General features: G+C 67.0%; 10 protein-coding genes. 5 read left to right on the top strand and 5 right to left on the bottom strand.

From position 1 onward, the window contains the following. Window positions 1-85: 85 nt before the first annotated feature. Window positions 86-1,099: a glycine betaine ABC transporter substrate-binding protein gene (locus tag QMG28_RS17045; protein ID WP_281843521.1), complete on the bottom strand. Its 1,014-nt coding sequence runs from the start codon at window positions 1,097-1,099 to the stop codon at window positions 86-88. Window positions 1,100-1,319: 220 nt separating this feature from the next. Here QMG28_RS17045 and QMG28_RS17050 point away from each other — a divergent pair, with 220 nt between their 5' ends. Further along, the gene (locus QMG28_RS17050; protein WP_281843522.1) at window positions 1,320-2,336 is read left to right on the top strand and encodes a glycosyltransferase; all 1,017 of its coding nucleotides are present in this window, start codon (window positions 1,320-1,322) and stop codon (window positions 2,334-2,336) included. Between the two features lie 58 nt (window positions 2,337-2,394). Here the strand turns inward: QMG28_RS17050 and thrS are convergent, their stop codons facing one another. Then, entirely contained in the window at window positions 2,395-4,344 is a 1,950-nt protein-coding gene (thrS, locus tag QMG28_RS17055; protein WP_281843523.1) for a threonine--tRNA ligase, read from the bottom strand. 218 nt (window positions 4,345-4,562) lie between these two features. On the opposite strand from thrS, the gene QMG28_RS17060 reads away from it, so the two are divergent. The 4 genes from QMG28_RS17060 (at window position 4,563) to QMG28_RS17075 (ending at window position 8,701) form a co-directional block, all read left to right on the top strand. Continuing rightward, window positions 4,563-5,306: an alpha/beta fold hydrolase gene (locus QMG28_RS17060; RefSeq protein WP_281843524.1), complete on the top strand. Its 744-nt coding sequence runs from the start codon at window positions 4,563-4,565 to the stop codon at window positions 5,304-5,306. Then, a complete protein-coding gene (locus QMG28_RS17065; RefSeq protein ID WP_281843525.1) occupies window positions 5,303-6,013 on the top strand; it encodes an alpha/beta fold hydrolase in 711 nt (236 codons plus the stop codon). The genes QMG28_RS17060 and QMG28_RS17065 overlap by 4 nt, the downstream gene beginning before the upstream one ends. 68 nt (window positions 6,014-6,081) lie before the next feature. Continuing rightward, on the top strand, window positions 6,082-6,777 hold the full coding sequence (locus tag QMG28_RS17070; protein ID WP_281843526.1) for a fumarylacetoacetate hydrolase family protein: 696 nt from the start codon (window positions 6,082-6,084) through the stop codon (window positions 6,775-6,777). Window positions 6,778-6,904: 127 nt separating this feature from the next. Beyond that, window positions 6,905-8,701, top strand: a complete 1,797-nt coding sequence (locus QMG28_RS17075; protein ID WP_281843527.1) for a phospholipase D-like domain-containing protein — start codon at window positions 6,905-6,907, stop codon at window positions 8,699-8,701. Between the two features lie 15 nt (window positions 8,702-8,716). Here the strand turns inward: QMG28_RS17075 and topA are convergent, their stop codons facing one another. From topA to tldD, 3 genes are all read right to left on the bottom strand, one after another. Beyond that, window positions 8,717-11,245, bottom strand: a complete 2,529-nt coding sequence (topA, locus tag QMG28_RS17080; RefSeq protein WP_281843528.1) for a type I DNA topoisomerase — start codon at window positions 11,243-11,245, stop codon at window positions 8,717-8,719. Window positions 11,246-11,472: 227 nt separating this feature from the next. Further along, complete coding sequence (dprA, locus tag QMG28_RS17085; protein ID WP_353545366.1) at window positions 11,473-12,618, bottom strand: DNA-processing protein DprA; 1,146 nt, start codon at window positions 12,616-12,618, stop codon at window positions 11,473-11,475. A 104-nt stretch (window positions 12,619-12,722) separates the two neighbouring features. Then, on the bottom strand, window positions 12,723-14,150 hold the full coding sequence (tldD, locus tag QMG28_RS17090; protein ID WP_281843530.1) for a metalloprotease TldD: 1,428 nt from the start codon (window positions 14,148-14,150) through the stop codon (window positions 12,723-12,725). Between the last annotated feature and the right edge of the window lie 10 nt (window positions 14,151-14,160).

Raw genomic sequence — 14,160 nt, forward strand, 5'->3', positions numbered from 1 at the left:
TTGTTGTTATGGCCTCATTCCAGAGGCTTGAAAAAAAGCGGGGGGCATGCCGGCCCCCCGCTCCATCTGCGTCACCCCTGTGAGATCACAGCTCCGCTTTGACCATCTCGGCCACGTCGGGGCTGACCCAGGCGCCCCAGACATCCTCGTAAGCTTCGAGGAAGTGATAGGCGGCATCTTCGCCGGTGGCCTGGTTCTCGCTCATATAGACGAGCATTTCGTTCATTGCGGTGCCGGGGAAGACGCGCTTCTCGAAATATTCCGAGGCGGTGCCGCCCTTGGCCATGAATTCATCGGTCACGACCGAGAACACTTCCGACTGGGTCCAGGCCGAGGGCTGCGGATCGGCGCAATCCTGTTCGGCGAGCGCGATGCAGTTGTCCCAGTTGTCGCGGCCGGCGAATTCGACCTCGAAGGGCAGCATCTGCAGGTTGTACTTGCCGATCACCGAAGTGGGCGACCAGTAATAGCCAAACCACGGCTCGTCGCGCTCCGAAGCCTTGGCGATCGAGCCGTCAAGCCCCGCCGCCGAGCCCGGATCGACCAGCACCCAGCCCTTGTCTTCCATGCCGAAGGCGCGGAACAGATTGGCGTTCACCAGCTGGCAGCCCCAGCCCGCCGGGCAACCCATGAAGGCGCCCTTGCTCTCGTCTTCGGCGTAGGGGAACAGTTCGGGATGTTCGAGCAGCTTTTCGACCGTGTCGAGGTCGGGATGCGCTTCGGCGAATTTCGGCGTCACCCACCAGCCTTCGCCCAGCCCGGTGATCGGGCCCATGTTGAGGATATGCATCCGGCCTTCGTCTTCCGCCGCGCTGAGCTGCGTGCGCACCGCGTTGGCCCAGAGTTCGGGGGCCACGTCGGGCTGGGCCTTTTCGTTCATCGAGGCGAAGGTGGTTTCCGTCGCGCCCGGAACAAGCTCGACCGAGCAGCCATAGCCCGCTTCGAGGATAAGCTTGTCGACATTGGCCATGAGTTCGGCCGAGGCCCAGTTCATCTCGGCGATGGTGATGTCGCCGCACTCCTGCGCCTGGGCCGCCGTAGCGAAAACAGATACGCCGAGGCCGAGGGCGCCAAGCATGCCAAGTTTGTTGAATGTCATAGGGGTCTCCCCTGAGGTGTTCCTTTTTGCCGGCCGGGGCACGCACGGCTCCGGCGGCCACCGCCCCGCACGGGCGATTTCCCGGGTGCTGCATGTGCGAAACGCGACATTCAGTCCGAGCAGATGTCGTAAACAGAACATATTCGCATTCGCATGTAAACCGCGCGGCGTTTGCGCTACCGCGCGCGCGCCCGCGCGGATTTGACAGCCGGGCCGAAATATGGGCACTGACCGCCCGGAAAAGGGGGCCAGGATGGTCGGACAGGCGGCACAGAGTGGGCAGGGCAGGCTGGTGGCGGTGGTCGTCACCTATAACCGGCTGGCACAGCTCCGGGTGACCCTGCCGCGGCTGCTGGAGGCCGCGCCGGAGGCGCTGCAGGCTGTGGTCGTGGTCGACAATGCCTCGACCGATGGCACCGGCGACTGGCTGCGCGGACAGGATGACGGGCGGCTCCATGCCATCCTCAGCCCTGACAATCTTGGCGGCGCGGGCGGCTTCAATCTGGGGATGCGCCGGGCGGTGGAGATGTTCGACCCCGACTGGCTGGTGGTGATGGACGACGATGCCCGCCCCGCGCCGGAGGCGCTCGCCGCTTTCCATGCCGCCGATCTGCGGGGCTGGGATGCGGTGGCGGCAGCGGTCTACTACCCCGATGGCGCGATCTGCGACATGAACCGCCCGGCGATGAACCCGTTCCGCGATGCCGCCACCTTTCTGCGGTATGCCGGCGGGCAGGGCGACGTGGCGCATCTGACCCCGGCGGATTACGCCGGCGATGCGCGGCGGGTCGACTGGTCGACCTTCGTTGGCCTGTTCCTGTCGCGCCGGGCGATGCAGATGGCGGGCTATCCCGATCCGCGATTGTTCATCTATGCCGACGATGTGCTCTTCACCCTCGGGCTGACGCGGGCGGGCGGGCAGATCGGCTTTTTGCCGGAGATCCGCTTCGAGCACGATTGCTCGTCGCTCGCGGGCGGCTCGTCACGCCGGCTGCATCCGTTCTGGAAAACCTATTACTACCACCGCAACCAGATCTTCCTTTACCGCGCGCTTGCCGGGCGCTGGTTCTGGCCGGTGATCCTGCTGCTGGTCGCGAAATGGACGCTCAAGGTCCGCCATCATAAGGGCCAGCGGGGGCCATTCCTGAAGCTTCTGTGGTGGGCGGTGCGCGACGGGCTCACCGGGCGGCGCGACATGGACCCGGCCATCGTGTTCCGGGCGGCCGGGGGCGGCTGAGCCCCCGTCCGGCCTTCGTCGATCCGGAGCCGTTTTATCCGCCGCGCGGCGCCGTAGCTCAGCGCAGATCGGGCGGGGTGGCCTCGGCGGCGAGATCGGCCACCACCTCGTCGAGCGCCACCACCCGCGTGTGCTTCTCGCCGAGCCGGCGCAGGCTGACGGTGCGTTCTTCCACCTCTTTCATGCCGATGGCGAGGATCACCGGCACCTTGCCCACCGAATGCTCGCGGACCTTGTAGTTGATCTTCTCGTTGCGCACATCGGCCTCGGCGCGCACGCCTTTGGCCTTCAGCGCCGCCACCACCTCATGCACGAAAGGGTCGGCATCCGAGACGATCGAGGCCACCACCACCTGCCGGGGCGCGATCCAGAACGGCAGTTTGCCGGCATGTTCCTCGATCAGAATGCCGATGAACCGCTCGAAGCTGCCCAGCGTGGCGCGGTGCAGCATCACCGGGCGGTGCTTGGCGCCGTCTTCGCCGATGTAATTCGCATCCAGCCGCTCGGGCAGGACGAAATCCACCTGCAGCGTGCCGCATTGCCAGTCGCGCCCGATTGCGTCGGTCAGCACGAATTCCAGCTTCGGCCCGTAGAAGGCGCCTTCACCGGGGTTGAGGGTGATGTCGTTCGTCACCTTGCGGGTCGCCGACATCAGCGCCTCTTCGGCCTTGTCCCAGATCTCGTCAGAGCCCGCCCGTGTATCGGGCCGGTCGGAAAACAGGATCTTGTAATTCGGGAAGCCGAGGTCGCTGTAGACGCCCGAAAGGTGGGCGATGAACTTCTCTGTCTCGGCGGCGATCTGGGCTTCGGTGCAGAAGATATGCGCATCGTCCTGCACAAAGCCGCGCACCCGCATGATGCCGTGCAGCGCACCCGAGGGCTCGTAGCGGTTGCAGGAACCGAATTCGGCGATGCGCAGCGGCAGATCGCGGTAGGACTTCAGGCCCTGGTTGAAGATCTGCACATGGCCCGGGCAGTTCATCGGCTTGAGCGCATTCACCGTCTTCTCGCGGGCATGTTCCTCGTCCACTTCGACGATGAACATGTTCTCCTGGTATTTCTCCCAATGCCCGGATTGCTCCCAGAGCCGCCGGTCGATCACCTGGGGGGTGTTCACCTCGACATAGCCGTCGCGTTCCTGCTGGCGGCGCATGTAGTCCTGCAAGGTGGTGTAGATCCGCCAGCCATTCGGGTGCCAGAAGATCTGGCCCGGCGCTTCTTCCTGCAAATGGAACAGGTCCATCTCGCGGCCCAGCCGGCGATGATCGCGCTTCTCGGCTTCTTCGAGGAAGGTGAGGTATTTCTTCAAGCCATCGCGGTTGAGAAAGCCCACGCCGTAGATGCGCTGGAGCATCGGGTTGTTGCTGTCGCCCCGCCAATAGGCGCCCGCCACCTTCATCAGCTTGAAGGCGTCGGCCGGGATCTGCCCCGTGTGTTGCAGGTGCGGGCCACGGCAGAGATCCTGCCAGTGGCCGTGCCAATACATCCGGATCGGCTGGCCGTCATCGGGGATCGCGTTGACCAGCTCGACCTTGTAGGGCTCGTTATTGGCCTCGTAATACTTCACCGCGCGGTCGCGGTCCCAGACCTCCGTTGTCACCGGATCGCGGCGGTTGATGATCTCTTTCATCTTCGCCTCGATCTGGCCGAGATCTTCGGGCGTGAACGGCTCGTCGCGGTCGAAATCGTAATACCAGCCGTTTTCGATCACCGGGCCGATGGTAACCTTCACATCCGGCCAGATCTCCTGCACCGCGCGCGCCATGATATGGGCGGCGTCGTGGCGCACGAGTTCGAGCGCCTGCGCCTCGTCCTTCATCGTGTGGATGGCGATCTCGGCATCTTCCTCGATCGGCCATTGCAGATCGAAATGCTTGCCGTTGACACTGGCGGAAATCGCCTTCTTGGCCAGCGAGCTGGAAATCCCGGCGGCGACCTCTGCGGGCGTCACGCCAGCGGGATACGCTTTGGAATTGCCATCGGGGAATGTCAGGGAAATCTGGGCCATACGGCTCTTTCCTCGTCGGTTTGGCGCCCACGGAACGCCCGGTTGCGGGTATATGTGGGCCCCATGTGCCCGCCCGGGCGCGCGAAGTCAACGCCGGGGGCGGAAAATGTGGCAATTTGGCCCGAAACCGGCATGGGCGGGCTCCCGCCTTCCCTTGGGTGGCCCCCCTTTCCAAGCCCGGCAGCTTCGGGCAGGATCGCGCCAAAACGAGGATGGGCATGGGCGAGACACAGTTTCACGAGACGGCAGCGGGGCGTCGCATCGCCTATCACAAGACCGAGGGACGAGGCCCCGGTGTGGTCTTTCTCGGCGGCTTCATGTCCGACATGGACGGCACAAAGGCGCTGGCGCTGGAAGGTTGGGCAAGGCGGACGGGCCGGGCCTTTCTGCGGTTCGACTATTCCGGTCACGGGCAAAGCTCCGGCGCCTTCACCGAGGGCTGTATCGGCGATTGGGCGGCGGATGCGCAGAGCGTGATCGGGGCGGTTACCGAGGGGCCGCAGGTTTTGGTCGGCTCAAGCATGGGAGGTTGGATTTCTGCAATTCTGATCCGGGAAATCGGCGAAAAAATCGCCGGTTTTGTTGGAATTGCAGCAGCCCCCGATTTCACCGAAGACAGCATGTGGCGCGATTTCTCGCCGGTCGAGCGGGCAAAACTGCTGCATAGCGGCCAGCTCTACCTGCCCTCGGATTACGGCGATCCATACCCGATCACCCGGCGGCTGATCGAGGACGGGCGCGACAATCTCGTGCTGCGCGCGCCCCTGCCGATGCCCTTCCCGGTGCGGCTGTTGCAGGGCACCGCCGATGCGGATGTGGAGCGGCAGGTGGCGCTCAGCCTGCTCGACCATATCGAGGGCGACGATGTGCGGCTGACCTTCGTCAAAGGCGCCGATCACCGCTTTTCCAGCCCCGAATGCCTCGCCCTGATCGAGCGCAGCGTTGAAGAGGTGCTCGCATGAGCGAGCCGATCCTCCTGGTGCCGGGCATGATGTGCGATGCGCGGGTGTTCGGGCCGCAGATCGAGGATCTGAGCCGCGATTTCGCCCTCCATATCGCCCGGGTCACGCGGGCGGACTCGATCCGCGAAATGGCGGCCGAGGCGATCCACCACGCGCCCGCCCGCTTCGCGCTGGCCGGGCTGTCGATGGGCGGGATCGTGGCGATGGAAATCCTGCGCCGGGTGCCCGAGCGGGTGACGCGGTTTGCGCTGATCTCGACCACGCCGCTGGCCGAAACGCCCGAACAGGCCGCCTGGCGCGAACCGCAGATCGTCAAGGCGCAATCGGGCAATCTCACCGAGGCGCTGCGTGCGGCCCTGCCTGTCGACAGTCTCGGCCCGGGGCCGGGGCGCCAGAAGGTGCTTGCGGTGCTCGACGCGATGGCAGCCGATCTTGGCCCGCGCGAATTCATCCGCCAGTCGCGCGCGCTGCAACGCCGCCCCGATGCGCAAAAGGTGCTGCGTATGGCCCGCGCCCCGGCGCTGGTGCTTTGCGGCGGGCACGACAAGATCACGCCGATCAGGCGCCACAGCTTCATGGCCGAGCTTATCCCCTATGCCGAACTTGCGATCATCGAGGAGGCGGGCCATATCCCGACGCTGGAAGCCCCTGAAAAGGTAAACATGGCGCTGCGGGCCTGGATGGACCTGCCGATGGTGCTGCGCTAGACGGGCCGCCTCCCGCTACGCCCCCCGCCACTGCCGCCACCCGCCTTCGCCCAAGAGGACCTCGCCCGATGAAATATCTCTTCCAGCCGCCCGCAATCCCGTCGATCCCGGTCAGCGGAGAGGCGGCCGGCTACCCGGTGCTGCGCATCTTCTGCGTTGGGCGCAACTATGCCGCCCATGCCGCCGAGATGGGCGTGGCGGTGGACCGCGACGCGCCGTTCTACTTCACGAAGAACCCGCAGCATATGCTGGCGAGCGGCAGCACGCTGCCCTATCCGCCGGGCACCGAGGATTTGCACCACGAGATGGAACTGGCGCTGGCGATCGGCCAGCCGGTGTTTCGTGCCACGGCGGAAGAGGCGCAGGCGGCGATCTATGCCTATGGCTGTGCGCTCGATATGACCCGCCGCGATCTGCAGGCCGAGGGCAAGGCGCAGCGCCGGCCCTGGGATCTGGGCAAGGATGTCGAGGGCAGCGCGGTGTTTGCCGAACTGACCCGGGCGGAGGCCTTCGGCGCGGTGCGCGATCAGCGCATCCATCTCGAAGTGAACGGCGAGGCGCGGCAGGATGCGACCCTGGGCGAGCTTGTCCATAGCTGCGCCGAGGTGGTGGCGCATCTGTCGCGCTTTTATCATCTCGCCCCCGGCGACGTGATCATGACGGGCACGCCAGCCGGTGTTGGCCCCGTGGTCGCGGGCGACGAGATCACCGGCGGCATCGACGGCCTCGCCCCGATCAGCCTGCGCATCGGCGCGGCTGAGTAGGCGCGGGAAAACGCCATCGTCTCCGGCCCGGCCTTGAAGCCGCAGACCCCCAGGTCTATCAACGGCTTAGGACATGGGGATGTCGATGCGTGTATCAGTTCCAGGCCAAGCCGTCGCCCTGCGCCTCATGGCGTTGGTGCTTGTTGCGGGCTGTGCCATGCCCCATGCCGATGCGCCCCGGGCCTTTCCCGAAACCGGCGCGCGGCTTGCCACCACGGTCTATCTCACCGCGAACGGGCCGGACCAGGCCGGGGCGGTGGCGCGCTTTCCCGCCGTCGCGGGGGGCGAGACGCGGGTGGCCTTCGCCTCGGTCGATTCTCGTCCGATCGCCGCGCGGCTGAGCTGTAGCGGCGCGGCGCGGCTGCTTGCGGCGGGAGAGATCGGGCCGGGCGCCTATCTGCGGCCCGGTGCCGTGCGCCCGGTGAGCGTGCCTGCGCGCGGGGCCGACCGGCTGCCGGTGCTCGTGCTGCCGCCCGACGCCGAAGCCTGCCGGATCGAGTGGGGTGCGGGCCGGAGCCTGCCGATCCTGCGCGACGGCGCGCCGGCGCCTGCCCGCGGCGCCGATCCGGCCTGCCTGCCGCCCGCCGCGATCCCCGACGATCCGCTCGCGCGCGCCTTCTTTGCCGAGCGCCCGCTGATGCAGACCTGCGCCGCCCCCACCGGCGGCGTCGAACTGGTGCCGGGCGAGCTTGAGGGGCTGAAATGGCGGCTCGACCGGCTGACCGGGGCCGATATCGCCCCCGAGGCGCTGCTGGCCGGCGATCCCGACATGGCGCTCGACTTTTCCCGCGCGCCGCATTTCGACGAAATCGTCGTGTCTTATCTGCTGATCCGCGCCGATCTCACCGGCTGGCTCACCGCCCGTGCACTTGCCTTCCATGCCGCGCGCGGCACACGGGTGCGCATCCTCGCCAGCGCCGCACTGATGACGGCGTTCGACCGGCGCCCCTTCGAACAGCTCGCGGCGCAATATCCCAATGTCGAGCTGCAGTTCTTCCAGGTTCCGGCGACCGGGCCGGCGCGGATTCTCGACAGCCTGCAGCGCGCCAACCATGTCAAACTGTTCCTCGGCCTCTCGCCCGAGCCGGGGCGGTCCTTCGCGCTTGTCGGCGGGCGCAACCTGACCGATGGCTTCTACCTCGACGGCAAGGCGGATTACCCCGATCATCCCTTCCTGCATTCCTATGGCGCGGAAGCGGGCGGGCTGCAGGGTGTGGTGTTCCACTCGGTCTACGACGATTTCGAACTGGCGCTGACCGACCGGGCCCGCGTGGTCGAGATCGCCCGGCAATTCGACCGCTTCTATCGGCGCGATACGCAGACGCAGCTCATGCGCGGCCCCGAAACGCCGGGGCGTTCGGCGTCAGGGGCGGATGGATTCATGCGCCATTTCATCTCGCTGCCCTGGGCCGATGGCTGGGCGCATGAGGCGCTCTATACCGATCTGTTCGACGCCGCCCGCCACGAGATATTCGTGGTTTCACCCTTCAATTATCCCACGCCGGCGATCCAGGCGGCGCTGCAGCACGCGGCGGCGCGGGGGGTGGATGTGCGCTTCGTCACCCGGCGCGGGGCCGATGAGCCGCCCGCCGCCTTCACCCGGGCGCTCAACGCCCGGTTTGATGACGACAATCGCGGCGATTACCGCTTCCGCCTCTACGATACCGGCGCGCGGCTGCTCCATGCCAAGATCATCGTGATCGACGGCCGCCTCGGGATCGTCGCCTCGTCGAACCTGAACCGGCGCAGCTATATCCACGATACCGAGAACGGCCTTGTCTTCCTCGACCGGCGCGTCGCGCGGGCGCTCCGGGCCGAGGCCGAACGCTTCTGGGCGATGAGCGACGGACGGGATGACGAACATCCCTACACGCTGTTGCTGCAGATGTTCGATGCGGTGCCCTGGCTTGAGCAGTTCTTCTGAGGCCGGGGCCGGGCCTCAGGCTTTCTTGCGGGTGGTCTTGCGCTTGGTTTTGCCCTTGGCGGCCTTCTCATTCACCAGCGCCACCGCCTGCTCCAGCGTGATCGCGGCGGGGTCCACGTCTTTCGGCAGGGTCGCGTTGACCTTGTCCCACTTCACGTATGGCCCGTAACGACCGTCCATCACGTTGAGCGCGCCGCCCTTTTCGGGGTGCTCGCCCAGTTCGCGCAGGGGCTTTGCCGCCGCGCTGCGGCCCCGGCCGGGATTGGCGCGCTTCTCGGCCAGAAGTTCCACCGCCCTGTTCATCCCGATCTCGAACACGTCGTCGGGGTTCTTGAGGTTGGCGTAGACGGGCTTCGCCTCGTCGGGCTTCTGGTGCATCAGGTATGGCCCGAACCGGCCGAAATTGGCGCTGATCGGCTGGCCGTCCTCGGGATGCTGGCCGACGATGCGCGGCAATTCCAGCAACATCAGCGCTTTTTCAAGGTCCATCGCGTCGGCCGACCAGCCTTTCGGCAGGCTCGCGCGTGGCGGCTTCTTGTTGTCTTCGCTGGCTTCGCCGCGCTGCACATATGGCCCGAACCGGCCCGAACGCAGGCTGATCTCTTCACCGTCGACCTCGCCCAACACCCGGTCGCCGCTGTTTTCCTCACCGCCGCCGATGGGCCGGGTATAGCGGCATTCGGGGTAGTTCGAGCAGCCGACGAAACCGCCGGTGCGCGAGGTTTTCAGATGCAGCTTGCCGGTGCCGCAGACCGGGCAGGCGCGCGGGTCGGACCCGTCTTCGCGCTCGGGGTAGAGCTGCGGGGCGAGGGCGGCATCGAGCTTGTCGAGCACCTCGGAGATGCGCAGCTCGGAGGTTTCCGCGATGGCGGCGGAGAAATCGCGCCAGAACCGCGCCAGCACTTCCTTGTAGTCGAGATCGCCCGCCGAGATCTCGTCAAGCTCCTCTTCGAGATTGGCGGTGAACTCGTAGCCCACATATTTGCGGAAGAAATTGACCAGGAAGATGGTGACGATCCGGCCCTTGTCTTCCGGGATCAGCCGGTTCTTCTCCTTGCGGACATATTCGCGCTCCTGGATCGTGGTCACGATCGAGGCATAGGTGGAGGGGCGGCCGATGCCGAGCTCTTCCATCCGCTTCACGAGGCTCGCCTCGGTGTAGCGCGGCGGCGGCTGGGTGAAATGCTGATCGGGGGTGACGGCCTGCTTCGTCGCGGCCTCGCCCTCGCTCATCTGCGGCAGGCGGCCCTCGTCGTCTTCCTCCGACAGCACATCGTCGCGGCCTTCTTCGTAGACCTTGAGGAAGCCGTCGAACAGCACCACCTGGCCGGTGGCGCGCAGGCCGACCTGGCCGTCGGCGCTGCCGATCTCGACGGCGGTGCGCTCCAGTCGGGCGCCTTCCATCTGGCAGGCCAGCGTGCGCTTCCAGATCAGATCGTAAAGCTTGCGCTGATCGGCTTCGAGCCTGGCGAGCTGGCCGGCATCGACGCTCATATCGGTGGGCCGGATGCATTCATGGGCTTCCTGCGCGTTCTTGGCCTTGTTCTTGTAAACGCGCGGGGCGGCGGGCACGTATTCCGCCCCGTAGCGCGACTTGATCTCGTCGCGCGCCGCGGCCACGGCCTCCGGCGCCATGTCGATCCCGTCGGTCCGCATATAGGTGATATAGCCCGCCTCGTAGAGCCGCTGCGCCGCGCTCATCGTCTGGCGCGCGCCCATGCCGAATTTGCGGCTCGCCTCCTGCTGGAGCGTCGAGGTCATGAACGGGGCCGAAGGGTTGCGGCTGGCGGGCTTGGCCTCGACCGAGAGCACCGAGAGATCGCGCGAGGTGATCGCCTGCACCGCAAGCTCGGCTTCGGTCTGGTTGGGAATGTCGTAGCGGTCGAGCTTCTTGCCGCCGAGCGAGACGAGCCGGGCCTGATAGAGCTGGCCGCGCGGCGTTTCCAGCTCGGCGGTGACCGACCAGTATTCGCGTGCGGTGAAGGCCTCGATCTCCGTCTCGCGCTCGACGATGAGCCGCAGGCAGACCGATTGCACCCGGCCAGCCGAGCGTGCGCCGGGCAGCTTGCGCCAGAGCACCGGCGAGAGGTTGAAGCCGACGAGATAGTCCAGCGCGCGGCGGGCGAGATAGGCATCGACCAGCGGCGTATCCACCTCGCGCGGGTTCTGCATCGCCTCGGTGACGGCGGATTTGGTGATTGCGTTGAACACCACCCGGCTGACCGGCGTGTCCTTCTTGATCGCCCGGCGTTTGCGCAGGGTTTCCTCAAGGTGCCACGAGATCGCCTCGCCCTCGCGGTCGGGGTCGGTGGCGAGGATCAGGTTATTGTCCTTGGCGAGCGCATCGGCGATGGCCTTGATGTGCTTCTTGCTGTCGGCGCCGACCTCCCAGGTCATCTCGAATCCGTGTTCGGGATCGACCGAACCGTCTTTCGCAGGCAGGTCGCGGACATGGCCGTAGGAGGCCAGAACGGTGTAGTCCTGCCCGAGATACTTGTTGATCGTCTTGGCTTTGGCCGGGCTTTCGACAACGACAACGGGCATGGAATTCCTTTCGACTCAGCCGGTCTGGCTTGGGGGCGTTAGATGGGTGACAGGCTGGGGGATTGTCAATGGCGGGCTGGCCGGACGCTGCGTTGAAGGCGGCGCGGCTGGTGCGGCGGCGGCCCTGCCCGGGGCTGGCATCTGGCGGATATGCCCGTGGAATGCGCCGATGCCGCCGCCGCCCGGCGGGGCGTTGTCGGATTGGGGTCCGGCCCTGTGCGGCGCGCTCAGTTGAGCCGGTTCACAAGTCCGCCCGGCTGGCGCTGGATCAGCCCGTCGAGTTCCATGTTCACAAGTTCGGGGGTGATCTCGGCGGCGGGGCGGGCGAGATCGCGGATAAGCTGGTCTTCCGCCAGCGGGCTCGGCCCGAGACGGTCGAGGATCCGGCGGTGCAGCGCGCGGATATCTTCCGGCGAGCGGGTTTCGGGCGGCGGCGCGGGCACCTCCGGCACCGGCGGGGCCGCTTCCACTTCGGGCGCGGAGATCGCCCCCAACGCCTCGATCACGTCATCGGCGCCGCGCACCAGCGTCGCGCCGTCGCGGATCAGCATGTTGCAGCCCGAGGCGCGGGCGTCGAACGGGTGGCCCGGCACGGCGAGCACCTCGCGGCCCTGATCGAGCGCGGTGCGCGCGGTGATCAGCGAGCCGGAGCGGGCGGCGGCCTCGACCACCACCACGGCGCGGGCGAGGCCGGAGATAATGCGGTTGCGCTGCGGAAAGTGGCGCGCCTGCGGCGACATGCCGATGGGCGCTTCCGAAATCCGCAAGCCGCCTTCGCGCCCGATCTCTTCGCCCAGCACGGTATTCTCGGTGGGGTAGATCACATCCACGCCGCTGGCCATCACCGCGATGGTACCGGTTTTGAGCGCGGCGGCATGGGCGGCGGTGTCGATCCCGCGGGCGAGGCCGGAAACGATCACATGGCCCTGCTGCCCCAACTCTCCCGCCAGCCGCCGCGCCATGCGGGTGCCGAGCGAGGAGGCGTTGCGCGCGCCGACCAGGGCGATGGTGGAGCGGTGCAGCAGCGATACATCGCCGACGGCCCAGAAAAACGGCGGCGGATCGGGAATGTCGGAGAGTTGCGCGGGGTAGGCGGGGCTGCCGAAGGCGATGAAGGCGGCGCCGTGATAGTGCGCGCGCTTCAACTCTTCCTCGACCACATGCAGCGGGCAGGGGGCATATTCGCCCGCCCCGGCGGCGCGGGCCACCTCGGGCAGCGCCTCCAGCGCGGCCTGCGCCGAGCCGTGCTCGCCGATCAGCCGGAAGAAGGTGGCCACACCCACACGGCGTGAGCGCAAGAGCCGGAGCCAGGCGAGAACATCTTCCTCGCTTTGGGGTGGGGTGAGGGGGTGGGGGGAAGGGAAAAGATCCAACTGACTCACCTGATTCCGTCTCTTGCCCCTTAACCATGCGCCCTAAATGGTTAACGCCCGGTTACCATCAGCGAGGAAGCGCGAGATCAGGCCGCAAGGCAGGCTCAGCCGGTAGCCGAGCCGCCCACCGTCAGACCGCCGATCAAGAGCGAGGGCTGGCCCACGCCCACCGGCACCCATTGCCCGGCCTTGCCGCAATTGCCCACGCCCGGATCGAGCGCCATGTCGTTGCCGATGGCGCGGATCTGTTTCATCGCCGCCGGGCCGTCGCCGATCAGGGTTGCGCCTTTCACCGGCGCGCCGATCTTGCCGTTCTGCACGCGATAGGCCTCGGTGCAGGAAAAGACGAACTTGCCGTTGGTGATATCGACCTGGCCGCCGCCGAAGCCGACGGCGTAGATGCCGTCCTTCAGCTCGGCCAGCACCTCTTCGCGGCTGGCGCTGCCGCCTTCCATGATCGTGTTGGTCATGCGCGGCATCGGCGCGTGGGCATAGCTTTCGCGCCGGCCGTTGCCGGTGGCGGGCACGCCCATCAGCCGGGCGTTCTGCCGGTCCTGCATATAGCCCACCAGCACGCCGTCTTCGATCAGCACGGTGCGCGAGGAGGGCGTGCCCTCGTCGTCGACGGTGAGCGAGCCGCGCCGGTCGGGGATGGTGCCATCGTCCACCACGGTCACGCCCTTCGCGGCGACCTGCTGACCGATCAGGCCGGAAAATGCCGAGGTCCCCTTGCGGTTGAAATCGCCTTCCAGCCCGTGGCCCACCGCCTCGTGCAAGAGGATGCCGGGCCAGCCATTGCCGAGCACCACATCCATCTGCCCCGCCGGGGCCGGTTCGGCGTCGAGGTTGACGAGCGCGATGCGCAGCGCCTCGTCCACATGGCTTTTCCAGCTTTCGGGTTCGATCAGCCCGGTCAGCCCGGCACGCCCGCCGCCGCCGTGGTGGCCGCTTTCGCGCCGCCCGTCCTTTTCGACGATCACGCCTACGGTCACCCGCGTCATCGGCCTTGTATCGGATACCAGCGTGCCATCGGGGCGCAGGATCGTCACTTCCTGCAGGCTCGCCGCGATGGTGGCCGAAACCTGCACCACACGGGCATCCCGGGCGCGGGCATAGGCGTCGATCTCGCGCAGGGTCTCGACCTTCACGGGGAAGGTCGCGTCGGCCATCGGGTCGGCGTCGGTGTAGAGCTTGCGGTTGGTCGCGGCGGGCGCGTCGGCCAGCGTGCCGCCGCCGGCGCCAACGGCCAGCCGGGCGGTTTCGGCGGCGCGCTTCAGCGCGGCTTCCGAGATCTCGGTGGAATGGGCATAGCCCGCCGTCTCGCCCTTCACCGCGCGCAGGCCGAAGCCTTCGGAGGCGTCGTAGCTGGCGGTCTTCAGCCTTCCGTCGTCAAACACCAGCGCCTCGGATCGGCGGCGTTCGAGAAACAGCTCGCCGTCATCCGCGCCATCGGTGGCGTGTCTGAGAATCTCCATCGCGCGGGAATCGTCGAGATGGGTGTCGAAGGGGCGAAACGGGGCGGTTTCGGTCATGCTTGTCCTT

The sequence above is a fragment of the Sinisalibacter aestuarii genome (assembly GCF_027923545.1).
Taxonomy (GTDB): Bacteria; Pseudomonadota; Alphaproteobacteria; order Rhodobacterales; family Rhodobacteraceae; genus Sinisalibacter; species Sinisalibacter aestuarii.

Bases quoted from the DNA above. Each gene is read 5' to 3' on its own strand.
- QMG28_RS17045 (WP_281843521.1), bottom strand. From the start codon at position 1,099: ATGACATTCAACAAACTTGGCATGCTTGGCGCCCTCGGCCTCGGCGTA.
- QMG28_RS17050 (WP_281843522.1), top strand. From the start codon at position 1,320: ATGGGCACTGACCGCCCGGAAAAGGGGGCCAGGATGGTCGGACAGGCG.
- thrS (WP_281843523.1), bottom strand. From the start codon at position 4,344: ATGGCCCAGATTTCCCTGACATTCCCCGATGGCAATTCCAAAGCGTAT.
- QMG28_RS17060 (WP_281843524.1), top strand. From the start codon at position 4,563: ATGGGCGAGACACAGTTTCACGAGACGGCAGCGGGGCGTCGCATCGCC.
- QMG28_RS17065 (WP_281843525.1), top strand. From the start codon at position 5,303: ATGAGCGAGCCGATCCTCCTGGTGCCGGGCATGATGTGCGATGCGCGG.
- QMG28_RS17070 (WP_281843526.1), top strand. From the start codon at position 6,082: ATGAAATATCTCTTCCAGCCGCCCGCAATCCCGTCGATCCCGGTCAGC.
- QMG28_RS17075 (WP_281843527.1), top strand. From the start codon at position 6,905: ATGGCGTTGGTGCTTGTTGCGGGCTGTGCCATGCCCCATGCCGATGCG.
- topA (WP_281843528.1), bottom strand. From the start codon at position 11,245: ATGCCCGTTGTCGTTGTCGAAAGCCCGGCCAAAGCCAAGACGATCAAC.
- tldD (WP_281843530.1), bottom strand. From the start codon at position 14,150: ATGACCGAAACCGCCCCGTTTCGCCCCTTCGACACCCATCTCGACGAT.